This is a genomic window from Streptomyces sp. B3I8 (genome assembly GCF_030816915.1).
Taxonomy (GTDB): Bacteria; Actinomycetota; Actinomycetes; order Streptomycetales; family Streptomycetaceae; genus Streptomyces.
The window spans coordinates 2,763,796-2,787,071 of the sequence record NZ_JAUSYN010000002.1; the positions used below are offsets into that span (position 1 = coordinate 2,763,796).

The 23,276-nt window shown below is 74.0% G+C and carries 17 protein-coding genes; 7 read left to right on the plus strand and 10 right to left on the minus strand.

The annotated features are described in order from the left end of the window. Positions 1-21 precede the first annotated feature (21 nt). The 5 genes from manA to QFZ64_RS14290 form a co-directional block, all read right to left on the minus strand. Positions 22-1,173, minus strand: a complete 1,152-nt coding sequence (gene manA / locus QFZ64_RS14270) for a mannose-6-phosphate isomerase, class I (protein ID WP_307065674.1) — start codon at positions 1,171-1,173, stop codon at positions 22-24. 115 nt (positions 1,174-1,288) lie between these two features. After that, positions 1,289-2,479: an SIS domain-containing protein gene (locus QFZ64_RS14275; protein WP_307065676.1), complete on the minus strand. Its 1,191-nt coding sequence runs from the start codon at positions 2,477-2,479 to the stop codon at positions 1,289-1,291. An 84-nt stretch (positions 2,480-2,563) separates the two neighbouring features. Next, complete coding sequence (locus QFZ64_RS14280) at positions 2,564-2,740, minus strand: Trm112 family protein (RefSeq protein WP_307065678.1); 177 nt, start codon at positions 2,738-2,740, stop codon at positions 2,564-2,566. Positions 2,741-3,266: 526 nt separating this feature from the next. After that, positions 3,267-4,631 carry a phosphomannomutase/phosphoglucomutase gene (locus tag QFZ64_RS14285; RefSeq protein WP_307065680.1) on the minus strand — a complete coding sequence of 455 codons (1,365 nt, stop codon included), beginning with the start codon at positions 4,629-4,631 and terminating at the stop codon, positions 3,267-3,269. Between the two features lie 172 nt (positions 4,632-4,803). Further along, a complete protein-coding gene (locus tag QFZ64_RS14290) occupies positions 4,804-5,175 on the minus strand; it encodes a DUF3499 domain-containing protein (RefSeq protein WP_006143699.1) in 372 nt (123 codons plus the stop codon). 394 nt (positions 5,176-5,569) lie between these two features. On the opposite strand from QFZ64_RS14290, the gene QFZ64_RS14295 reads away from it, so the two are divergent. Next, positions 5,570-6,022, plus strand: a complete 453-nt coding sequence (locus tag QFZ64_RS14295; protein WP_307071704.1) for a metallopeptidase family protein — start codon at positions 5,570-5,572, stop codon at positions 6,020-6,022. A 96-nt stretch (positions 6,023-6,118) separates the two neighbouring features. Here the strand turns inward: QFZ64_RS14295 and QFZ64_RS14300 are convergent, their stop codons facing one another. The 3 genes from QFZ64_RS14300 to QFZ64_RS14310 form a co-directional block, all read right to left on the minus strand. Next, the gene (locus tag QFZ64_RS14300; RefSeq protein WP_307065683.1) at positions 6,119-7,648 is read right to left on the minus strand and encodes a DUF5719 family protein; all 1,530 of its coding nucleotides are present in this window, start codon (positions 7,646-7,648) and stop codon (positions 6,119-6,121) included. Then, positions 7,645-11,568 (minus strand): glycosyltransferase family 2 protein, encoded by a 3,924-nt coding sequence (locus tag QFZ64_RS14305; RefSeq protein WP_307065685.1) that lies wholly within the window; start codon positions 11,566-11,568, stop codon positions 7,645-7,647. Before QFZ64_RS14305 ends, QFZ64_RS14300 begins: the two co-directional genes overlap by 4 nt. 450 nt (positions 11,569-12,018) lie before the next feature. Next, entirely contained in the window at positions 12,019-12,282 is a 264-nt protein-coding gene (locus QFZ64_RS14310) for a WhiB family transcriptional regulator (RefSeq protein WP_003975777.1), read from the minus strand. A gap of 801 nt (positions 12,283-13,083) precedes the next feature. Here QFZ64_RS14310 and QFZ64_RS14315 point away from each other — a divergent pair. The 4 genes from QFZ64_RS14315 (at position 13,084) to QFZ64_RS14330 (ending at position 17,072) form a co-directional block, all read left to right on the plus strand. Continuing rightward, complete coding sequence (locus tag QFZ64_RS14315) at positions 13,084-13,623, plus strand: cysteine dioxygenase family protein (protein WP_307065687.1); 540 nt, start codon at positions 13,084-13,086, stop codon at positions 13,621-13,623. Between the two features lie 12 nt (positions 13,624-13,635). Further along, positions 13,636-14,595 (plus strand): 2-phospho-L-lactate transferase, encoded by a 960-nt coding sequence (gene cofD / locus QFZ64_RS14320; protein WP_307065689.1) that lies wholly within the window; start codon positions 13,636-13,638, stop codon positions 14,593-14,595. Next, on the plus strand, positions 14,592-15,908 hold the full coding sequence (locus tag QFZ64_RS14325; RefSeq protein WP_307065691.1) for a coenzyme F420-0:L-glutamate ligase: 1,317 nt from the start codon (positions 14,592-14,594) through the stop codon (positions 15,906-15,908). Before cofD ends, QFZ64_RS14325 begins: the two co-directional genes overlap by 4 nt. A gap of 150 nt (positions 15,909-16,058) precedes the next feature. Further along, entirely contained in the window at positions 16,059-17,072 is a 1,014-nt protein-coding gene (locus QFZ64_RS14330) for a DNA-3-methyladenine glycosylase (RefSeq protein ID WP_307065693.1), read from the plus strand. 191 nt (positions 17,073-17,263) lie between these two features. On the opposite strand, the gene QFZ64_RS14335 is transcribed toward QFZ64_RS14330, so the two are convergent. Together QFZ64_RS14335 and QFZ64_RS14340 are read right to left on the minus strand one after the other, a co-directional pair. Then, on the minus strand, positions 17,264-18,346 hold the full coding sequence (locus QFZ64_RS14335) for an NDP-sugar synthase (protein WP_307065695.1): 1,083 nt from the start codon (positions 18,344-18,346) through the stop codon (positions 17,264-17,266). A gap of 264 nt (positions 18,347-18,610) precedes the next feature. After that, entirely contained in the window at positions 18,611-20,107 is a 1,497-nt protein-coding gene (locus tag QFZ64_RS14340) for a peptidoglycan recognition protein (protein ID WP_307065697.1), read from the minus strand. Between the two features lie 139 nt (positions 20,108-20,246). On the opposite strand from QFZ64_RS14340, the gene QFZ64_RS14345 reads away from it, so the two are divergent. Both QFZ64_RS14345 and QFZ64_RS14350 read left to right on the plus strand, forming a co-directional pair. Further along, entirely contained in the window at positions 20,247-21,002 is a 756-nt protein-coding gene (locus tag QFZ64_RS14345; RefSeq protein WP_307065699.1) for a TIGR03089 family protein, read from the plus strand. A 288-nt stretch (positions 21,003-21,290) separates the two neighbouring features. Further along, positions 21,291-23,018, plus strand: coding sequence for an LCP family protein (locus QFZ64_RS14350; protein ID WP_307065701.1), 1,728 nt, complete (start codon positions 21,291-21,293; stop codon positions 23,016-23,018). Positions 23,019-23,276: the final 258 nt, after the last annotated feature.

Here is a 23,276-nt window from a genome sequence, read left to right on the forward strand (position 1 = left end):
CAGCGACGGCCGAGCGGTGGTTCAGACGGCGACCGTGGCGCGGAAGAGGGTGCCGGGGCCACTCGCCCGGACCGTTTCACCGGCCGGGACGTACACGGAGTGGCCCGGCGTCAGGTCCTCGTCGCCCACGCGCACCGTGCCCGCCGTGCAGAGCAGGATCTGGGGTGCGGGGCGGGTGAGGTCGCGCGGGGTGGCGCCGTCGGCCAGGACGTGGCGGGAGAGGCGGAACTCGTCGATGGGGGTGTCGTAGAGCTCCTCGCCGTCGGGTCCGGCCTCCGGGCGCAGCACGCCGGGGTCGCCTGCCTCGAAGCGGACGATGCGCAGCAGTTCGGGCACGTCGACGTGCTTGGGGGTCAGTCCGCAGCGCAGCACGTTGTCGGAGTTGGCCATGATCTCGACGCCGAGACCGTCGAGGTAGGCGTGCGGGACGCCGGCGCCGAGGAAGAGCGCCTCGCCGGGCTGCAGCCGCACGTGGTGGAGCAGCAGTGCGGCGATGACGCCGGGGTCGCCCGGGTAGTGGTGGGCGAGGCCGGCGTACGGGGCGTAGGGGCCGCCCAGGCGGGCGCAGGCGGCGGCGGTCTCGGTGACCGTGCGGTGCATGTCGTCGGGGTCCGCGGTCAGCACGGCGGTGAGGACCTCGCGCAGGGCGGCGTCCTCGGGGCGGGCGCGCAGCAGGTCGGCGTACGGCTTGAGGGAATCGACGCCGAGGCCCTCGAGCAGGGCGGCGGCCTCGGCGGGGTCGCGGAAGCCGCACAGGCCGTCGAACTCGGTGAGGGCGCAGATCAGTTCGGGCTTGTGGTTGGCGTCCTTGTAGTTGCGGTGGGCCGCGTCGATCGGGACGCCGCGGCGTTCCTCGTCCTGGTAGCCCTCCCTGGCCTGGTCGAGGTTGGGGTGCACCTGGAGGGAGAGGGGGGCGCCGGCGGCGAGGATTTTCAGCAGGAACGGCAGCCGGGGGCCGAACGCCGCGACCGCCCGCCCGCCCAGTTCGCGCTCCGGGGCCTCGGCGATCACCCGGTCGAGGGGGCCGCGGGGGGTGCGGGACGGGGCTCCCGGGTGGGCTCCCATCCACAGCTCCGCCTGCGGTTCGCCGGTCGGCTCCTCGCCGAGCAGGGCGGGGAGGGCGGTGACGGAGCCCCAGGCGTAGGGGCGGACGGTGTTGGTGAGGCGGTCCATGTGGTGTCTCCGGGACGGGTGGGGCCCCGGGGCCCCGTCGGCGGCGGGAGTGGGTGGCTCGGTGTGGGTGGCTCGGTGCGGGTGCGGGTGTGTGGGCCGGGTGCGGGCGGCGTGGTCAGTTGTTCGTGGCGAGGGCCAGGTAGACGGCGGCGAAGTCCGTGACGGCGATGAGTTCCGCGAGGGTCTCCAGTTCGCCGCCTTCCTCCGGTTCGAGTTCGCTGATCGGTGTGTCGTGGCCGTAGGCCAGGTCGCGGGCGGCGGGGGCCGCGCTGAGGCCGCCGATCGGGCGGTCGCGGAGCAGCACCACGCGCGCGCGGAGGGCGGCGGGTTCCTCGACGCGGTCGCGGAAGAAGTCCTCGGGGTCGGCGCCGGCGGCGAGCGGCCCGGACAGCAGCACGCTGTGCGCGGCGAGCGCCTCGGGCAGTTGTGCGGTGACGGCGGGGCGGCCGGCCAGTTCGGCGAGCGCGGCGGTGAAACGGCGGCCGGCGGGGCCCGCCGAGGTGCCCTCCGTCCAGATCACCGGGAGGCTGTCGGCGAGTTCGGCGGCGAGGGTCTTGGCCGGGTTGCCGTACGTGGCGATGGCCGGGCCACAGCGTTCGGCGACCCGGTCGAGGCGGTCGGCGACCTTTTCCAGCGCTTCGGGTGGCGCGGTCAGCACGCCGGTGCGGTCCAGGAGGGCGAGAAGGGGGGTGAGCAGGGCCCACAGGATGCCGGGGGCGGAGGCGGTGGGGGGCTCGGGGGTGGCGACGGAGGCTACGGGCTCCTGCGGGGGTTCCGGGGCGGCGGGTTCGTTCGGGGCGGCGGCTTGGTTCGGAGCGGACGCCATCGGGACGAAGAGGCCGTGGGCGCGGTCGACGGCGTCCGCGAGCGGTGTCCGGGAGGGGGCCACGGCGACGACCGTGCAGCCGCGGCGGTATGCCTGTTCGACGAGGAGCGCGAGGCCGGGTTCGGAGCCGTCGGGGGTCGGCACCAGGAGGAGGTCCACGGGGCCGGCCCAGCCGGGGAGTTCCCAGCGCAGGGCGCCGGGGGCGGGGGCCACGCCGGTGGGATGCACGCGGGTGACCGGACAGGCCGAGCCGGCGAGCGTGGTGAGCAGCTCCGCGACGCCCGCGGAAGCCGTGCCGGGGCCCGCGATCAGGACGGCGCGGGGGCGGCCGTCGGGCTGCAGCCGGGGGATGCCGGCCTCGGTGGCGTGACGGAGGGCGGTGCGGACGCGGGCGCCGGCCTCGGCGGCGCCGCGGAGGAGGCCGCGACGGTCGGCTTCGGCGAGTGCGTCGGGGGTGTCGAGCAACGATTCGTCGAGCATGGTGCGGGGCCTCCGGGCGCGGGGCGAAGGGGGTGGGGCCGGGGGACTTGTGCCGCTGGGGCCGGGGTGGCCCGGCCGGGCGCCCTACGCCGGGCGGCGGGCCTCGTCCACGAGGAGGACGGGGATGCCGTCGCGGATGGGGTAGGCCAGGGCGCAGTCCTCCGCGGTGCAGAGCAGCTCGTTGTCCGCCTCGTTCTCCTTGAGGGGGGCGTGGCAGGCCGGGCAGGCGAGAATCTCGAGGAGGCCGGCTTCGAGCGGCATGGAGGGTCCCTTCGGGGTGGGGCGGGCGCGTGGCCTGGTCAGGGTACCGCCGTGGGGGCTGCGGGTGGGGGTCGGGCCGGGGGGTCTTCGCCCCCGCCGCCCCTGCCCTTCCCGGCCACCAGGGGCTCCGCCCCTTCGGCCCCGGCGGGGCCGCGCCCCCTGCACCCCCGGCCCCGGGCCGCACCCGCGCTGTCCCCGCGGGGCTGCGCCCCTGCACCCCGTCGAGACGTAAGGGGCTCCGCCCCGGGAGCCGGGTTGAGGGCCCCGCCCCGGCCCCCGGGGGGCTCTGCCCCCCTGGACCCCCGAGGGGCGGGGGCTGCGCCCCCTTCACCCGGCAGGCGTGAGCAGGGCTCGCTCCCCCACCCGGGAGGCGTGGGAGCTCACCCGACAAACCCGCGGGCGCCACGACTCGCCCCCGCACCCGGCGGGCGGGAAGGGCTCGCCCTCGCGCCCGGGAGACACAAGGACCCGCCCCGTACCCCGGCAGAGGTGAAAGGAGGCCGGCGTCAAGGGGGACGGTTGGGGGTCAGGATCTGATGAGGGTCAGGGCCTCGTCGCGGATTTTTGTCATCGTCGGTTCGTCCTTCGCTTCGGCGTTGAGGCGGAGGAGCGGTTCCGTGTTGGAGGGGCGGACGTTGAACCACCAGTCCTCGGCGGACACGGTCAGGCCGTCCAGGGTGTCCAGCTCCACGCCGGCGCGGTTCTCGAACGCCGTGCGGATCGCCGTCAGGCGGGCGGTCCGGTCGTCGACCGTGGAGTTGATCTCGCCCGACGCGGCGTAGCGGTCGTACGCGGCGACGAGGCGGGACAGTGGGGCCTCCTGGCCGCCAAGGGCGGCGAGGACGTGGAGGGCGGCCAGCATGCCCGTGTCCGCGTTCCAGAAGTCGCGGAAGTAGTAGTGCGCGGAGTGCTCGCCGCCGAAGATCGCGCCGGAGCGCGCCATCTCGGCCTTGATGAAGGAGTGGCCCACCCGGGTGCGGACCGGGGTGCCGCCGTTCTCGCGCACCACCTCCGCGACCGACCGCGAGGTGATCAGGTTGTGGATGACCGTGCCCCGGCCGCCGTACCGGGCCAGTTCGCGGGCGGCGACCAGTGCGGTGATCGCGGACGGGGAGACCGGCTCGCCCCGCTCGTCGACGACGAAGCAGCGGTCGGCGTCGCCGTCGAACGCGAGTCCGAGGTCGGCGCCCTCCTCGCGGACGCGCCGTTGCAGGTCCACGAGATTCGCCGGGTCGAGCGGGTTCGCCTCGTGGTTCGGGAACGTGCCGTCCAGTTCGAAGTACATCGGGACGAGGGTGACGGGCAGATCGGCGAAGACGGTCGGCACCGTGTGCCCGCCCATGCCGTTGCCCGCGTCGACGACGACCTTCAGCGGGCGGACCGAGGTCAGGTCGACGAGGGAGAGCAGGTGCGCCGCGTAGTCGTTCAACGTGTCGCGCCGGGTGAACGTCCCCTGACGTTCCGTCGGTTCCGGGGCGTCGCCCTCGCTCCACTGTTCGACCAGGGACCGGATCTCCGTGAGGCCGGTGTCCTGGCCGACCGGGGCCGCGCCGGCGCGGCACAGCTTGATGCCGTTGTACCGCGCCGGGTTGTGCGAGGCGGTGAACATCGCGCCCGGCAGGTCGAGCGCGCCCGAGGCGTAGTAGAGCTGGTCGGTGGAGCACAGGCCGATGTGGGTGACGTCGGCGCCCCGGGCCGCCGCCCCGCGCGCGAAGGCGTCGGACAGCCCGGGGGACGAGGGCCGCATGTCGTGCCCGACCGCGATCGCCCGCGCGCCGGTCACCTGGACGAAGGCCGCGCCGAAGAGCGCGGCCAGCGACTCGTCCCACTGGTCCGGTACGACACCGCGTACGTCGTACGCTTTCACGATCTGCGACAGATCAGCAGCCACGGCCGGCCTTCCCTGAGGTCATTTGGGGGTGTGGGATGTCGAGGAGTCCTGCCGTCCGGGCGTCCGGGAGGAACCGGCATGTCCGGTGCGGATCGGAGTCCGACGACTGGCCCAAAGTACCCGGGGACGCCCGTGAGCCGTGGCGGCCCGGCCTGGTCGGCGGCGTGGGCCGTCAGTTGTCCGGCGAGCGGAGCACCCTCAGATGACCGCGGCGGGCCACCTCCATCGGGTCCGCGGTGCGGCCGCCGCCCGCCTCCGCGGCGCGCTGCTGCGGGCGGGCCGCCTCGCGGACCGCGTTGGCGAGCGCCTCCAGGTCGTCGCCGCTGGGGCGCGCGGGGGCGGAGCCGTCCAGCAGCCGTACGACTTCCCAGCCTCGGGGGGCGGTGAGGCGCTCGGAGTGCTCGGCGCACAGGTCGTAGCAGTGGGGCTCGGCATAGGTGGCGAGCGGGCCGAGGACCGCGGTCGAGTCGGCGTAGACGTACGTCAGCGTCGCTACGGCGGGACGGCCGCAAGCGGTGCGCGAACAGCGACGTACAGGGCTCACGACGTTGGACGGTACCGCACTCTTGAGCGGGCCGCGACGACTGTCTCCCAGGTCACTCCCCCGTGTCGGGCTGTGAGGCGCCCCACACGCACTGTTCGTTCCACCTCCCTGACGTGCGAGGACAGGAGATGACGAAATACCGAACGGGTATGAATCCGGTCAGAAGACCGCCCAGAAATGATCAAATCGCATGAGTCGGCCGACCTCGGGCGACTCCTGAAACATACGTGATCAAGCCGAGCTTGGCTGGAATGCCCCCCTCCGGCCGTGTCGGCCCACGGCCCGTGCCGTGGGCTCCCTCCGCTTCTCCTCCAACCCTGTCCCGGCGCCTCCCGGGCTCCCGTCGCGCCGGTGCGGGGCGCGCGGGCGACGGCGGGGCTACGCTTCGTAAGTGATGGACAACCTCGTACCGCACCGCAGCGCCGCCCCCGGGCCCCGCCGCCGCGACCGGCACGGCAGGGGTATGCGCGGCCCCATCGCACCACCGCAGGTGCCGCTCGCCGCGAGCCGCGGCGAGGCCTTCGCGGACCTGGTGCAGGACTCGGTGGAGCGTCTCGAACGACGCTGGCCCCAACTGTCGGACGTCGACTTCCTGGTCCTGGACGTGCCCCGCCTCGACGGCACGGCCGGCTGGAGCGACGAGACCGTGCCGCTGGGCGGCACCGTCGCGGCCCGGGACGGCCGGCCCGCACGGGTCGTGGTCTACCGGCGCCCGGTGGAGATCCGCACCAAGGGACGGGACGAGCGGGCGGCGCTGGTCCACGAGGTGGTCGTGGAGCAGGTCGCCGAGGTGCTCGGGCTCACCCCGGAGACGGTCGATCCCCGGTACGGGGAGGACGAGGACTGACCGTTCCGCCGGGACGGGGAGGGCGGTCGTCGCCCACCGGTGCCGGGTGGGACGGTGTCCGCCCCCGGTGCCGGGAGCGTCCGCCTCCGGCCGTCATCAGTTCTGCAGAACCGACAGGTCCTGGTCCGCCTTCGGGACCGCGACGGTGCCCCGGTCGTCGGGGAGCGTCTGGACGGTGAAGGCCGGGACGCCCTCGTAGGTCCGCTCCAGGGTGCGCGAGGCGTACACCGCACCGCCCGACAGACGTTCGACCGTAAGGGCGTAGGTGCCCTTCAGTCCGTCCGGCACGGGCGCGGTGACGTTCTCGGTGGCGCCGCCCTTGATGCTGTACTCCTTCGTCGCCGCCGTGCCGCCCTCGCTGCCCGCCGACGCCGTGACCCGCACCTTCGCCGAGGCACCGGGCGCGGTCAGGGACAGCACCGTGCCCTTGGCGCCGTTCCCGGCGGCCGAGGCCCTGGTGTCCACCGGTGCGGTGGCCGGGATGAAGGCGGTCTCCTGCTTGCCGCTCTTGCCGCGCAGCACGCGCACGGCGGCCACCACCGGCACCGAACCGTCGCCCGAGGTCAGGACCAGCGAACCGGCTTCACCACGGGTGAGGTCGCCGAGGTCGACGGCGGTCGTCATGCCGGCCTTGACGTGCACCGACTCGTGGCCCGCCGGGGTGATCAGACCGGAGGGGGAGGCGAGCCGCACCTTCAGGTCGGCGTCGGAATCGCCCGGCGCGAACGCGACCAGCGTCACGTCGGTGGCGTCCTCGGGGATGCCGGGCAGCACGAGCCGGGTGGCCGGGTCGGTGGTGGCGGGCAGCCAGTCGCCGCCCAGTTGGTCGTCGAGAGCCTGGACGGTGGCGGCGACCCGGCCGCTGCGGACGCTCACATGGACGGTGAGGTCCTTCTCGTCGGCCTCCGTGAGCGTCGACAGCAGGATCGGCTCGCTCGCGTGCGGCTTGACGGTGATGCCGTCGCCGACGGTGGACTTCAGGGCGCCGTCCTTGCCGTAGAGCTCGACGTCGACGACGGCGGCGGAGTCGTCCGGGTTGGTCAGGTGCACGTAGTCCGTGCGGGAGGCGGCGGTGCTGGCGCCCGGGAACCAGAACTCGGTGTCAGGGAGGCCGCACGCGGTGCCGAGCAGTCCGCGGCCGGCGCCGGCGGCGACCTCGGTGGTCTGCTGCACCGTCCAGCCGGGCGCGAACCGGCCGGTGGCGATGCCGGTCAGGGCGGGGGCCCCGGCGCCCGAGGTGTCGTCGGCGACCGGGGTGCCGGGCTCCTTGGGGTTCAGCGCGGGCGCGCCGGCGCTCTGCTCACCGGACTTCCCGCCGCCCTTGGAACCGCCGCCCTTCGTGCCGCCGCCCTTCGCGTCGGGGGACTGTCCGTCCGCCGCCGCCAGTTGCGCCTTGCCGTCGCCCTCGGTGCCCTTGGTGACTGGGGTGAAGGACGTGTACACCGTGTCGGCCAGGTCGGAGTTGCTCGGTGCGGGGCACAGCAGGCTGGTGCGCTCCACGGGCAGTTGGGCCGCCGCACGGGCGGTGTTCCCTCTCGAGTCGGCCGGGGCGTTCATCGTGGCGAACCCGGTGACGGCGGCGAGCGCGGCCGTGCCGGCGATCAGGGACAGGGTGGTGCGCTTCACTGCTGGCTCCCGTGGGGGCGCTCGCGGTCGGTGTCGGGCGCGGGGTCGTACGGCGTGCCCTGGCCGTACGGGTCGTTCTCGTCGTACGGATCGCCCTGGCCGTACTGGGCTCCTTGTTCGTACGGGGCCTGCGGGTCGTACGGGGCCTGCGGGTCGTAGCTCGGGGCGTACCCCTGGTCGTACGGGGTGCCGCCGCCGTAGGCGTACGGATCGTACTGGCCGTTCTGCGGGGCCCCGGCGTCCTGGTAGGGGTCGCCCTGATAGGGCTGCCGCTGCGCCTCGTACGTTTCCTGCGGGTACTGGCCGCCCTGGTAGGGGTCGGCCTGGTAGCCCGCGTACTCGGCGTCCTGGTAGCCGTCGGCGTCGGCGCCGGCTGTGTCCCAGGTGTCGTACCCCTGCTGCGGGACGGTGGCGGTGGCCGGGGCCGCGTCGTCCGCACCCTGCCCGGCCGGCCGGGCGAACTCGTCGTCGGGCGTCCCGGGTACGGGCCCGTCGGCGCCGTCCCCGAACGCCCCGAACGCCCCGAACGCCCCGAACGCCCCGGGCTCAGCGGACGCCTCGGTCCCGCCGGGCGCCTCGAACTCTCCGGTTCCCTCGGCCGCCTCGGCGCGTTCGCGCAGGCGACGGGCGCGGCGGCCGTCGCCGGTGATGTCCTGGGCGGGCACGAGCGGCTCGTCGGGCATGTCGTCGTCGACGACGCGGCGGCGGCCCGGCAGGGCGAGCACCACCAGGACGAGAGCGAGCAGTCCCTGCGCCCACAGCCAGGCGCTGTGCGCCAGCGGCGTCTCGTACGTGACGTCCAGGCGGCCGCCGGTCGCGGGGAGCTCGAAGCCCTGGGCCCAGCCGTCGACGGTGGTGCGGGTGAGCGGCTTGCCTTCCAGCGTGGCCGTCCAGTGGGCATCGGCGGTGTCGGCGATCCGCAGGATCCGGTCGCCGGAACCGGAGGCCGCGGGGATCTTGGTGTGGATCTCGACGGGTCCGGCGGCGACGGCCTCCGGCCCGCCGGAGCCGGAATCCGCACCCGAACCCGCGCCGGGACCCGTGTCCGAGCCCGAGCCGGTGACGATGGCCGCGCGGGAGACCTGGCGGTCCACCCGCCACAGCGCGCTGCCGTCCCGCTGGCTGAGCCGGCTCAGCCCGGGCGTGGCGTCGAGGACGCGGCTCACCTCGCGGGGCGCGCCCTTGCGGACCTGCACGTACCGCACCGCGAAGCCGCCGAGCTCGTCGGCCTGGTCGGCGCCGGAACCGGCGACCAGGTTGGCGACGACCTTGTCGAGCCGCGCGTTCTCGCCGTCGGCAGCCGCCAGTTCGGCGTCCCCGAGGCGGACCCCGGAGCCGCGCACCAGGGTGTAGCGGACGTCGGCGGCGGAGGGGCTGTCGAGCACGAGGGTGCGCGGCTGGTCGGAGCCGGCGCTCTCCTCGGCGACGAAGGCCGGCACCTGGGCCGGGTCGCGGCGTTCCAGGGGGCCGTCGGCGCCGCCGATCATCCAGCCGGCGGCGACCAGCAGCGGGCCCGCCGCGGAGGCGAACGCGATGAGCGCGGCCACGGGCTGGCGCCAGCCGAAGCTCTGTTCGGCCACCCGCGCGCGGGCCCCGTCGGCGCCGAGCGCTGCGGCGGCGAGCAGCGCGATCCCGTACACCAGGGTCGCGGGCCCGGCCCAGGTGGAGTCGTTGGACAGGACGGCGAAGACGAGGGCCACCAGGGCGATCACCCAGGCGGTGCGGATGCCGAGGCCGCGCTCGGAGCGGAGCAGGGCGGCGAGCGCGGCGAGCACGATGCCGATCAGCATCAGGCCGCTGACAGTGCCCGGGCCGCCGGGGCTCGCGCCGAGCAGGTCGGTGGCCGAGGCGGCGCCCGCGCCGAAGTCCAGTCCGGCCTCCTGGAAGAAGCCGGTCGGCAGCAGCGTCAGCGACCAGGGGGCGAGCACGAGCAGCGGCACACCGAGCTGGACGAGATAGCGCGGGAGCAGGGCGAGCATGTCACGGCGCCCCACGGCGAGGACGGCGAGGCCGAGCACGGCCGCGATCGGCCACACGATCGGCGTGAACGCGGTGGTGAAGGTGAGCAGCAGGGCGTACGCCCAGGTGGCCCGCCAGCTCCCCCGGGTGCCCGGGGCACGGGCGAGGCCGGCGGCGGCGATGCCCGCGCGGGCGATGAGCGGCAGCAGCACGGCGAGGACTGCGGTGCCGAGGCGGCCGCCGGCCAGCGCGCCGGTGGCGGCGGGCAGGAAGGCGTAGGCGACGGAGGCCCAGGCGCGCAGCAGGCGGGAGGGGACCAGCGGGCGCGAGGCGAAGTACGCGGTGACTCCGGCCAGCGGTACCGAGAAGACGAGCAGCAGGGTGACCGCGAGCCCGGTGGAGCCGAGCAGCACGCTCGCGAGGAGGGCGACGAGTGCGAGGTAGGGCGGCGCGGACGGGGTGCCGCCGGCGCCGACCGGATGCCAGGCGTCCAGGTAGCGCGACCACAGCTCGGAGGCGTCCACGGGGGCCGGCAGCAGGGCGCCGCCGGCCAGGGCGCCGCCGCCGAGCAGGTTGCGGCAGGCGGCGAGCGAGACCAGGAGCAGCACCACGAAGAGAACCGGGCCCGGGCGGCGGGCGATGCGCTTGAGGCGGGCGAACTGCTCGATCTCCAGGAAGTCGGCGTCGTCGCCGCCGGGGCCGGACTCGACCGCGCCGCCGTGCCGGCCGGCCGAGGACGCCTCGGGTTCGGAGCGGCCCACGAGGTTGCCCGCGACCTGTTCGACGGTGGCTCGCAGAGTGGCGCCGGGCGGCGGGAACAGGGCTTTCGACTCGTCCTTGTCGAGACCGCCCCGGCGCTCGCGGCGGCCGGCGAGGATCCGCTCTGGCCGCAGCAGGACGCCGAGCAGTCCGCGGATCTCGTCGAGCGCCTGCCCGGGGACCTTGCCGACGAGATAGGCGAGCGTGCGCAGCAGGGTGCCGACGACGATCCTGACGGCCATCCAGGGAAGCTGAGCCCCGCGGGCGTTGACGAGGAGGGTGTAGACGGCGCCCGCTTTGTCCACCTTGTGCGGGGAGGCGGCGGTGCGGCCCACGCAGTCGACGGCGCGGCGTTCGCGGGAGGCCGCCTCGGCGTGCCGTACGACGGCGTCGGGGGCGATCAGGACGCGGTGGCCGGCGGCCTGGACGCGCCAGCACAGGTCGACGTCGTCCCGCATCAGGGGCAGGTGGCGGTCGAAGCCGCCGAGTTCCTCGAAGACATCGCGCCGGATCAGCATGCCGGCGGTGGAGACGGACAACACGGGGCGCACGTAGTCGTGCTGGCCCTGGTCCTGCTCACGGCGGTCCAGGCCGGTCCAGCGGCGGCCGGAGTTGGCGATGGTGACGCCGACCTCGAGGAGCTGCCGGCGGTCGTACCAGCCGCGGAGCTTGGGGCCGACGACGGCCACGTCCTCCCGGCCGGCCTCGCGTTCCATCTCCACGACGCGCAGCAGCTGGGCCAGGGCGTCGGGTTCGGGGGCGCTGTCGTCGTGCAGCAGCCAGAGCCAGTGTTCCGGTTCGCCGTACGGCAGTTCGGGCAGGTCGTACGTGTCGTCGCGCCAGGTGCGGGTGACGGGGTCCCAGCCGCTGGGGCGCTTGAGGTACGGCAGGTCCTCGACGGTGGGCGCGGGGGCGGCGCGGTGGGCCTCTTCGACGGCCTGGCCGAAGCCCGTGCGGCGGGCCAGGTGCAGCACCCGGTCGTCGCCGAGGGACTCGGCGAGCAGCCGTGCGGAGTCGTCCGCGCTGCCGGTGTCGGCCGCCCAGGCCTGCTGCACCGGGCGCTCCTGGCCGAGCAGGCCGGCGAGCGCGTCGGGCAGCCAGCGGGCGCCGTCGTGGGAGACGAGCACCGCGGTCACCACGTGACGCGGGAACTCTGGGAGGGCGGTGTCGTGAGGAACCGCCGTGTGGCTGTGCACGGACATCGAGGTACGGGCCCCGGTTCGATGGACTGCGGTGGACACCCGCACCCGAACCTCTGGGGAACGGCGGGGTGTCTCGGACGGAGGCCCACACTAACGGCTGCGCAAGATCACGGCCCGCCGCCTGTGGACAACCCCGCGACGGCGGGCCGTTCGTGGTGTTTCGCGGCATCCGGGGGCCCGACGCGGGGCGGGTGACCCCGGGTGCTCCGGGGTGACGCGGCGTGCGGCGTACGGGAGTTGCGGGGAGTTGCGCGCGGGGCGTGCGCGCGGTGTGCAGATCCGCGCGCACGGGCGGCGCGCGACGCGGTGCGTGCTGCGGCTTTCGTCGGCCGCGGTCTTCCTGTCTCGGGTCTCGGCTTCCGTCCGGACCGTGGACTTACTCAGGTCTCGACTTCCGTACGGGCCGGAAGCTCCGGTCGGACCGAGACTTCCGCCGTACCGCGGCTTCCCTCAGACCGCGGCCTTCTTCAGGCGGCGGCGCTCACGCTCGGACAGGCCGCCCCAGATGCCGAACCGCTCGTCGTTGGCGAGCGCGTACTCCAGGCATTCGGAGCGGACCTCGCACGCGAGGCAGACCTTCTTGGCCTCCCTCGTGGAGCCGCCCTTCTCGGGGAAGAAGGATTCGGGGTCGGTCTGGGCGCACAGCGCGCGCTCCTGCCAGCCGAGCTCCTCGTCCGCGTCGTCGACCAGCAGTTGCTGCACCAGCTCGGTCATGTGCGCCCCTCGTCTGTCTTTCGCGTCCCCGTGATGCGGCCGTTACCGATTCCGGCTGAACGACACGAGTGAAATTACAAGTGTGCGGCTCCGGGCGAGTCAAGCCGAGATCTGCTATTGAGCCCCTTATTCACTCTGCGGAACCAAGGCGGCGCAGTAAGTGTTCAAATCGGCCTAAATCATGACAGCCGACAGGGGCCCCGGCGGGTCTCCTCCCCTTCGAAGGGGAGGACGCCCAGACGTTCGATCTCGTTGCGTCCCGGCCGACGAAGCGAACTTGATCACGTTCGTATCACAGGATCACAACGACGGCCGTGCGCCCAGGTGTGGGCCATGTGTCCCGGGATCCGGGAGAGCAAACCTTTCGCCTGGCGGTTCGACCGGATGGTGTGAATCACCCCCACGCGCCGGGGAGCGAGTTGACAGCGCACGTGTGAACCGGTGTCCTTGGGGGCATGCTCGCGAACTTGGCCATCGCCTCGACCCGGCTCACCGGGTCCCACGGTGCTGCCCGGTCCCGCTGTAGCTGTTGTCGCGGTTCTCGCCGTATCGGCTGTTGAGCGTCACGCGCCGCTCCGGTCGTTTCCGGGCCCGGACGCAGTCGTCCCGGGCATGATCGTTCCGGGCGTGGTCGTCCGGCCTGGTCTCTCATCGGCCCCCGCGGGGGTGTCCTCCTCGTCGCGCTCGACGCGTTGATCCGGTCCCTTGTGCTCCGGTTCCCGCGTCCGCGTGCCGGGCTCCGCCACCCGCGTTCTCCCGTACCGCTTCCGCCTCCCTCTCCGCCGAGGAACCACCGCACCCATGAACAGCGACAGCGACCTCCAGATCGCCGGCGACATCCTCGAAGTGCCCCACCTGCTGCAGCCGCCGCGCGCGCACCCGTCCACCGTGGCCGAGTTCGCCGGTCTGGCGCGGACCCTCGCGGCCGACCGCGCGCAGTGGGAGCCGCTCGTCCAGTACGACGCGACGTCACGCTGGTACCACCGGCTGCGCACCGGCCCCGGCTACGAGGTGTGGCTGCTGTCGTGGGTGCCGGGGCAGGGCACCGGACCGCACGGGCACGGACCGTCGTCCGGGGTGCTGACGGTGCTGGGCGGGGTGCTGACCGAGCGGAGCGAGAGAGGGGTACGGGCGCTCGGGGCGGGAGCCCAGCGGGTCTTCGGTGCCGGGTACGCGCACGAGGTGGTCAACGACGCGTTGTCGCCCGCGGTGAGTCTGCACGTGTACTGGCCGGGGCTGACGGAGATGCAGGAGCGGCCGGGGCTCACGGAGCGGGAGCCGCACGAGCGGCCGGGGCTGCCGGTGCGCCCCCCTTCGGTGCGCTTTGTCAGTGGCGGCTGACAGACTGTGCCCATGCGGATTGTGGTTTTGGCCGGCGGTATCGGCGGGGCTCGGTTTCTGCGCGGACTGCGTGCCGCCGTGCCCGACGCGGAGGTCACCGTCATCGGGAACACCGGGGACGACATCCACCTCTTCGGGCTGAAGGTCTGCCCCGACCTCGACACGGTGATGTACACGCTCGGCGGCGGCATCGACGAGGAGCAGGGGTGGGGGCGGGCCGACGAGACCTTCCGCCTCAAGGAGGAGCTCGCGGCCTACGGCGTCGGACCCGAGTGGTTCGGGCTCGGCGACCGGGACTTCGCCACGCACATCGTGCGGACGCAGATGCTCGGCGCGGGCTACCCGCTCAGCGCGGTGACCGAGGCGCTGTGCGACCGGTGGCGGCCCGGGGTACGGCTCATCCCGATGTCGGACGACCGCGTCGAGACGCATGTCGCCGTCGAACTGGACGGCGAGCGCAAGGCGGTGCACTTCCAGGAGTACTGGGTGCGGCTGCGCGCCTCCGTGCCCGCCGAGGCCGTCGTCCCGGTCGGCGCCGAGCAGGCGAAGCCCGCGCCGGGGGTGCTGGAGGCGATCGCCGAGGCGGACGTCATCCTCTTCCCGCCGTCCAACCCGGTGGTGTCCGTCGGCACGATCCTCGCCGTGCCCGGCATCCGTGAGGCCATCGCCGACGCCGGGGTGCCGGTCGTCGGACTCTCCCCCATCGTCGGTGACGCGCCCGTGCGCGGGATGGCCGACAAGGTGCTCGCGGCGGTCGGTGTGGAGTCGACGGCCGCGGCGGTCGCCGAGCACTACGGCTCGGGGCTGCTGGACGGCTGGCTGGTCGACACGGTCGACGCGGGCGCGGTGGAACGGGTGGAGGCGGCCGGCATCCGCTGCCGTGCCGTACCGCTGATGATGACCGACCTGGAGGCGGCGGCGCAGATGGCCCGGGAGGCACTCGCGCTGGCGGAGGAGGTGCGGGTCGCGTGAGCGGGAACGCCGGTGCCGGGTTCCGGGTGTGGGCCGTGCCCGGGCTGCCCGAGGTGCGGCCGGGGGAGGACCTCGTCAAGCTGATCGCCGCCGCCTCGCCGGACCTGGCCGACGGTGACGTGCTGCTCGTCACCTCCAAGATCGTCTCCAAGGCGGAGGGGCGGGTGCTGCGGGCCGCCGACCGTGAGGCCGCGATCGACGCCGAGACCGTCCGGGTGGTGGCGCGGCGCGGGCCGCTGCGGATCGTCGAGAACCGGCAGGGCCTGGTGATGGCCGCCGCCGGGGTCGACGCGTCCAACACGCCCGAGGGGACCGTACTGCTGCTGCCCGAGGACCCCGACGCCTCCGCGCGGGCGCTCAGGGACGGGCTGCGGGACGCCCTCGGGGTCGAGATCGGGGTGCTGGTCACCGACACGTTCGGGCGACCTTGGCGCACGGGGCTGACGGACGTGGCGATCGGCGCCGCGGGCGTACGGGTCCTGGACGATCTGCGCGGCGGCACGGACGCGCACGGCAATCCGCTGAGCGCGACGGTCGTCGCCACCGCCGACGAACTGGCCGCCGCCGGTGACCTGGTCAAGGGCAAGGCCGCCGGGCTGCCCGTCGCGGTGGTGCGCGGACTGGCCCACCTCGTCGGCGAGGACGCCGACGGGGGCGCCGGGGCGCGGGCGATGGTGCGCGGGGCGCGCGACGACATGTTCCGGCTCGGTACGTCGGAGGCGGTACGGGAGGCGGTGACGCGGCGCCGCACGGTCCGGGCGTTCACCGACGAGCCCGTCGACGCCGGTGCCGTACGGCGGGCGGTGGCCGCGGCCCTCACCGCGCCGGCGCCGCACCACACCACGCCGTGGCGGTTCGTGCTGCTGGAGTCGCCCGGGGCGCGCACCCGACTGCTGGACGCCATGCGGGACGCCTGGATCGCCGACCTGCGCCGCGACGGCAAGAGCGAGGAGTCCATCGCCAAGCGGGTCCGCCGCGGGGACGTACTGCGCGACGCGCCGTACCTGGTGGTGCCCTGCATGGTCATGGACGGCTCGCACACCTACGGCGACGCGCGGCGGGACGCGGCCGAGCGGGAGATGTTCGTGGTCGCCACGGGCGCCGGGGTGCAGAACCTCCTGGTCGCGCTCGCCGGGGAGCGGCTGGGCTCGGCGTGGGTGTCCTCGACGATGTTCTGCCGGGACGTCGTGCGCGAGGTGCTGGAACTGCCGCAGACGTGGGAGCCGATGGGGGCGGTGGCGGTCGGGCATCCGGCGGAGGAGCCGCGGACGCGGGCCGAGCGGGACCCTGAGGACTTCGTCGCGGTGCGCTGACGGGTGGGGCGTCGCGTCGGTGCGGCGCGGTGCCGGGCTCCGTACGGCGGCTGCGGTGACGGGCGGCACACCGGTTCCGTGCACCCGGGTGCGGGGCGGCGCCTACCCTCGTAGGGACCTTTCGCCCCCTCCTTCCCAGGGACCCCCTCCGTGGCTGGACGTTTCGCTCCTCGGCCCACGCGTACGACCGTGCGCGGCGGGGAGGTCGTCGTGCCCCCGGGCGTGCCCGCGCAGGCCTCCCGTCCCGTCTCCGGGCTGCGGCGGACCTGGGCGCTGCCCTGGCCGCTCGATCTCGGGCTGGTGCTCGGGCCGTTGCGGCGCGGGCCCGGTGACCCGACCTTCCGTACGACGCCGGACGGGTCGGTGTGGCGGGCCAGCCGCACGCCGCTCGGGCCGGGAACGCTGCGGGTCGCGGTGCGCGGTGGGGCCGCCGAGGCGGAGGCCTGGGGGCCGGGTGCGGCGTGGCTGCTGGAGAAGCTGCCCGAGATGCTGGGCGCGCTGGACGATCCCGACGCCTTCACGCCGCGGCACCGGCTGCTGGCGATGGTGCGGCACCGGCGGCCGGGGCTGCGGCTGACGCGGACCGGGCTGGTGCTGGAGTCGCTGATCCCGTCCGTGCTGGAGCAGAAGGTGACCACGGACGAGGCGTACCGGGCGTGGCGGATGCTCGTCGGGAAGTTCGGGGACGAGGCGCCGGGGCCGGCGGCGGGGCGGATGCGGGTCATGCCGGAGCCGCGGACGTGGGCGCTGATCCCGTCGTGGGAGTGGCACCGGGCCGGGGTCGACGACAAGCGGGCGTCGGCGATTCTGCGGGCGGTGCGGGTGGCCGCGCGGCTGGAGCAGACGGTGGGGATGGGGGCGGCGGAGGCGCGGGCGCGGTTGGAAGTGGTGCCGGGGATCGGGGTGTGGACGTCGGCGGAGACCGTGCAGCGAAGTCATGGGGCGGCGGATGCGGTGACGGTGGGGGATCTGCATCTGCCGGGGATCGTGGGGTACGCGCTCGCGGGGGACCGGGGGGCGGACGACGCGGTGATGCTGTCGTTGCTGGAGCCGTATGCGGGGCAGGGGCAGCGGCATCGGGCGGCTCGGTTGGTGTTGCTGAGCGGGCGGGTGCCGCCGCGGCGGGCGCCGCGGATGCGGCGGGGGGACATCGGGCGGTTGTAGTGCGGGCGCGGGGTTCGCCCGGGGTGTCTTTTCGCCCCCGCCGCCCCTACCTTTCCCATCCCCTCAAGGGGTTCCGCCCCTTTGACCCCGGGGGTGCGTTGGCGGCTGTCGGCCGGCGGGGACTTCTCGCGCCCGCGCGGCGGTAGCCGCAGATCCCGTACAGCCCCGCGCCCCGATCGGTGCGGACCCCGTCACTCGTCCGGGGAGAAGCGGACCGCGCCCGCCGGGATGTGGGCGTCGCACCAGATTCTGGTGCCCTCGCGGAGTTCGTTGTCGGGGCCCACCGTCGCGCCGTCGCCGATCACCGCTCCGGTGAGGACGGTGCGGCGGCCCACGCGGGAGTGGGCGCCGATCATGGAGTCGGTGATGACCGCGCCGGGTTCCACGACCGCGCCGGACAGCAGGGTGCTGCCGGTGATCCGGGCGCCCTCCCCCACGCACGCGCCCTCGCCGACCACCGTGCCGCCGGTCAGTTTGGCGTCCGTGGCGACCTCCGCCGTCGGCAGGACCAGACGGTCGCCGCAGCGGCCGGGGACCGCCGGGGACGGGGCGCGGCCGAGGACCAGGTCGGCCGAGCCGCGCACGAACGCGGCGGGGGTGCCGAGGTCGAGCCAGTAGGTGGAGTCGACCATGCCCTGCAGATGGGCACCGGCGGCCAGCAGTCCGGGGAAGGTCTCGCGTTCGACGGAGACCGGGCGGCCGGCCGGGATGGTGTCGATGACGGAGCGGCGGAAGACGTACGCGCCGGCGTTGATCTGGTCGGTGACGATCTCCTCGGGGGTCTGCGGCTTCTCCAGGAACGCCGTGACCCGCCCCGTCGCGTCCGTCGGGACCAGCCCGTACGCCCGCGGGTCGGTCACCCTCGTCAGGTGCAGGGAGACGTCCGCCCCCGTCGACTCGTGGGTGCGGACGAGGGCGCGGATGTCCAGGCCGGTGAGGATGTCGCCGTTGAAGACGAGGACCGGCTGGTCGGGGCCGGAGTGGAGGCGTCCGGCCACGTTGCGGAGGGCGCCGCCGGTGCCGAGCGGTTCCTCCTCGGTGACGTACTCCAAGTGGAGGCCGAGGGCGGAGCCGTCGCCGAAGTACGGCTCGAACACCTCGGCCAGGTAGGAGGTGGCGAGCACGATGTGGTCCACGCCCGCCGCCCGGGCCCGGGCGAGCTGGTGGGTGAGGAAGGGGACGCCGGCCGCCGGGAGCATCGGCTTGGGGGTGTGCACCGTGAGCGGGCGCAGGCGGGTGCCTCTGCCCCCGACCAGGAGGATCGCTTCTGTCACCTGTCGTCTCCGCTTCCTGCCGGGACCGGCCGAGGCCCCTCGGCCGGTCAGTGTATGCAGTCCGTTCGACGCGCTTTCGAGGCGCCTTGGATGCGTCCCGGGGCCGTCGGCGCCGGCGGCTCAGGGGACGGGCGGCGGTCGGATCCAGGACGGTTCGCGCACGGGTTCGACGAGCGTGGCGGCATTCCGACGTTGTGACGTTCACCGCGACCCACCCCGGGCACTTTAGGGCGTTTTGCGACGGACGCGGATGTGGACGTGCCGTCAGCGGCCCTGGTAGCCCGCCGCGGCGGACCTGGCGGAGCCGAGCTTGGCGTAGAGGCGCTTGCCCGGGCAGCTCGTGGCGAAGCCGTCCCGGTGGCCGGAGATGGTGTGCAGCCGCACCTTCCTGCCCTTGGCGTAGAGGTTGCCGCCCCCGGACGTCAGATGTGTCGTGCCCTTGGGATTGACGCCGTAGAGGCCGAGCTTCCACGCCGTCAGGCGCGCGACGGCCTTCACCGCGGCGGCGGACGGCTTCTTGGAGCTGTAGGTGCCGAGCACGGCGATGCCGGTGCTGTCGGTGTTGAACCCGAGGGTGTGGGCGCCCATGACGGCCTTGGCGACGCCGCCCGCGCGGCCCTCGTAGATCTTTCCGCACTTGTCGACGAGGAAGTTGTAGCCGATGTCCCGCCAGCCGCTGCTCAGCACGTGGTAGCGGTAGATGCCGCGGATGACCGAAGGCGCCTGGGCGCAGGTGTACTTGTTGCCGGTCGCGGTGTGGTGCACGAACGCGGCCTTGACCTTCTTGGTGTACAGGAAACCGCCCTTGCGGATCCCCTCGTCGGCGCCCCAGCCGCGGCGCGTGGTGATGCTCGGGCGGGGGCCGATGTACGGCTTGGCGCGGGTGCCGTCGGCGGAGTCGGGGAGCGTGGCGGCGAACGCCTCCTCGGTCTCCTCCTTCGACAGTGCCGGGATGACGGTGGCGTCCGCGGGCGCGAGGTCCGCGTTGGCGGCGGCGGCCTCCGCCGTACGGGCGTCCGGGGCAAAGGCGCGGCCGGCGGAGGCGGGACCGAGCGCGGGGACGGGGGCCGGGGCGGCGTCGGGCCGCTCGCCGGGGTCGACGAGTTCCAGGCGGAGGCCGCCGGGGAGTTCCCACGCCACGGGGCGGGGGTCCGTCGCGCCGGCGGACCCCTCGGCCGCCGTACGGCTGTCCGTCCCGGGCTCGGCCGGCTCTCTCGCCGGGGCGGCGGCACCGGGCTCCGCGGCCGGGCGTACCCGGACCTCGACGCCGTCCGAATCGCCCACCCACAGCGGGGCGGTGGAGCCGCGGACCCGGCCGGAGCGGCTCTCGGCAGTGCCGGGGTCGGCCGCGTGGTCGTCGTTGTGGGTGTCCACCTCCTGCCAGCCCGACCACTCGTGAGTGGCGGTGGCTCTGGTGCGGACCTGGACCGTGCCGTGCAGGGCGGCACCGGGATCGTCCCAGACCACTCCGACGAGGGAGAACGGCCGGACCTCACGCCGGGTCAGCCCCTGGGCCCCGACGCCGGCGCCGGCGCCGGCGCCCGCGCCCCTCCCGGCCCGGGTGCGGGGCAGGGGGGCGAGCGCGAGGGACTGGGTGCTGCCGGGGACGGCTCGGGAGAGGGTTCCGGTGGCGGCTCCGCGCGCGGCGGTGGAGACGGTCTGCGAGGGCGAGACGGCCGCGGTCGCCGCGGTCGGGGCGAGCGGCAGGGTGAGTGCCGCCGCGCAGGTGACGCCGATCGAGGAAGCAAGGTATCCACGCATGCCCTCGATCCTGGACATAGTCATACATATCTGTCGATCGGGGAATTGACGGGGCGTCGGCCGTCGTTGCGCCGAACCGGTGGTCCCGGGTGGCCCGTACGGTGGGTTCCGGCCGCGCCGCCCGCGTAGGCTGACGCGCGTGAACGCCACCGACCGCACCCCTGCCGACCTGCTGCGATCCGCGCTCGCCGCGGACCCCGCGCGCCCCCTGGTGACCTTCTACGACGACGCCACGGGCGAACGCGTCGAACTCTCCGTCGCCACCTTCGCCAATTGGGTGGCCAAGACCGCCAACCTGCTCCAGGGCGAACTGTCCGTGGAGCCCGGCGACCGGGTGGCGGTGCTGCTGCCCGCGCACTGGCAGACGGCGGTGTGGCTGCTGGCGTGCGCGTCGGTGGGGGCGGTCGCCGACGTGGCGGGCACGCCGGGCGCCGCCGATGTCGTCGTCAGCGGGCCGGAGTCGCTCGAAGCGGCGCGCGCGTGCTCCGGGGAGCGTGTCGCGCTCGCCCTGCGCCCCCTGGGCGGGCGGTTTCCGCAGCCGCCGGAGGGCTTCCTCGACTACGCGGTGGAGGTCCCCGGCCAGGGCGACCTGTTCCGTCCGTACGCGCCGGTCGACCCGGAGGAACCGGCACTGATCGTGGCGGGCCGGGAGTTCAGCGGGGCGGAGGTGGTGGAGCGGGCCCGCGCCGACGCACCGGGGCTCGGCCTGACGGGACCGGGGTCGCGGTTGCTGTCCGGGCTCCCGTACGACACCTGGGACGGGCTCGCGGCGGGCCTCTACGCCCCGCTCGCGACGGGATCCTCGGTGGTGCTGTGCCGGAACCTGGAGGCACTGCCCGAGGAGCGGCTGACCCAGCGCGTCGAGGCGGAACGCGTCACGGCGACGGCACGCTGAGGGCTCCGGAATGCCCGATTCCGGCGCTCTCCGCGCACGTCCCGAGTAAAAGGCGGGCCAAGAGAGGGAACATCAGAGCTAAGAACTCTGTGAGAAATGGTCGGATTGACCGGTTGTAGGCACGTGAATAAGCGCACTGCCGTCGCTCAAGTCCCAACCGGGCGGATAGTGTGAGCGACCCGGTGCACTGCCCCGAGGTCCGTCCCGGGCTCACGCATCGCACGAAGTGACCCGAGCGCCTTTGAGGGGAAAGGCGCCGCGTGGCCCCGACGGAGGATTTGAAAAACCGTGGACGCGCAAGGCCGTGGGCGGGCGGACGACATCGACCCCGCAGACCAGTGGGTACTCAACCCGGACACCGGCGAATACGAACTGCGACTGCCCCCTTCCTCTCCGCAGTCTTCGGTACCCAGACCCCGCGGCGCCGCCGCCCCCACCGGGCGGTCCCGCAGTGCGCCGGGCCGCGAGGCTCCGGCGCCCGACGCGCTGCCCGGGCAGCGCCGTCGGCGCGGTGCCCCGGAGGAGCCGCCGCCCGGACGCCGGCGCGGCCACGGCGGTGGCAGGCCCAAGAAGGGCAAGGCCAAGAAAATACTGCTGTGGACCGGCGGCAGCATGGCCTTCGTGCTCGTCGTGGCGGCGGGCGGGGGTTACCTGTACCTCAAGCACCTCGAAGGAAACATCACCACGACGGACGTCGGTGACGCGGCCAAGAGCGGCTTCAGCAAGGACGAGGCCTTCAACCTGCTGATCATCGGCACCGACAAGCGCACCGGTGCGGGCAACGAGGGCTACGGCGACAAGAACAGCGTCGGCCACGCCGACACCAACATCCTGCTGCACGTCGCCAAGGACCGGTCCAACGCCACCGCGCTGAGCATTCCGCGCGACCTGATCGCGAACATCCCGGACTGCCCGACCAAGCAGGAGGACGGCACTACCAAGGTCATCAGGGGCACGCCGAACGTCCGGTTCAACACCAGCCTCGGCCAGGACGACCGCGACCCGGGCTGCACCATGCGCACGGTCAAGGAAGTCACCGGGATCGAACCCGACCACTTCATGATGGCCGACTTCAACGCCGTCAAGACGCTGACCTCGGCGGTCGGCGGTGTCGAGGTGTGCGTGGGCAAGGACGTCAACGACCCGGACTCGCACCTGAAGCTGACCAAGGGCAAGCACACGATCGAGGGCGAGCAGGCCCTCGCCTTCCTGCGCACCCGCCACAGCTTCGGCAACGAGGGCGACCTGGACCGGATCAAGGTGCAGCAGCAGTTCCTGGGCTCGCTGGCCCGCAAGATGTCCTCCAGCGACACGCTGACCAGCCCCACCAAGCTCTACAAGCTCGCCGAGGCCGCCACCAAGGCGCTCACCGTCGACACCGGCATCGGCAAGGCGAGCACGCTGAAGGACATGGCGCTGGAGCTGAAGAAGGTGCCGCCGAAGAACATCACCTTCCTCACCGTCCCGGTCCTCGACAACCCGGCCGAGAAGGTCAAGGCGACGGTCGTCGTCAACCAGTCGCAGGCCCCCGCCGTGTTCCAGGCGATCAAGGACGACGTCTCCTTCTCCGCGGTGAAGCAGAAGGAGAAGAAGGAGAAGGCGGCCGTCGCCGCCCGGCTGAAGGGCTCCCGCTCCTCCGCCGCCGACATCCGCGTCGACATCTACAACGGCGGCGCCGCCGCCGGCAGCGCCCAGGAGACCCTGTCCTGGCTGCAGAACCAGCAGGGGGTCACCAAGGCGAGCCAGCTCGGCAACGCCGACGCACCGCTCGACAGGACGACGCTGGAGTACTCCCCCGACCAGGCCGACCAGGCCCGCAAGCTGGCCGACCTCATGGGGCTGCCCGCGAGCGCGTTGAAGCCCGGCGAGAGCGAGAAGAACGCCCAGGGGCTGCCCGCGATCGTGCTGACCCTCGGCAAGGACTTCAAGGGCGCCGGAGTACCGGTGAAGGCGGCGTCGAAGGCGCCGGACGTCCAGGGGAAACAGACCGCGGACAAGCAAATCTGCTCCACGTGATGACCTGACGGGGCCGTTGCGCGTCTAACAGGGCGCAGACGCACCGCCCGCCGCCGGAACGTTTCCGGTACGGCGGCGGTGCGGCGTCCAACGGGACGCGAGGACATCGGGCGCGGACAGTCGTACCGCCGCGAGGAGCGGCGGACACGAAGGAATGCCCGCGCGCATACATCCGGTCGGGCGCGAGAGGCGTCCAACCGAACGGCGATGGTCCGGACCGGGCGCGACGGGGCGCCCGGCCGGGCCGTGAACGGACCC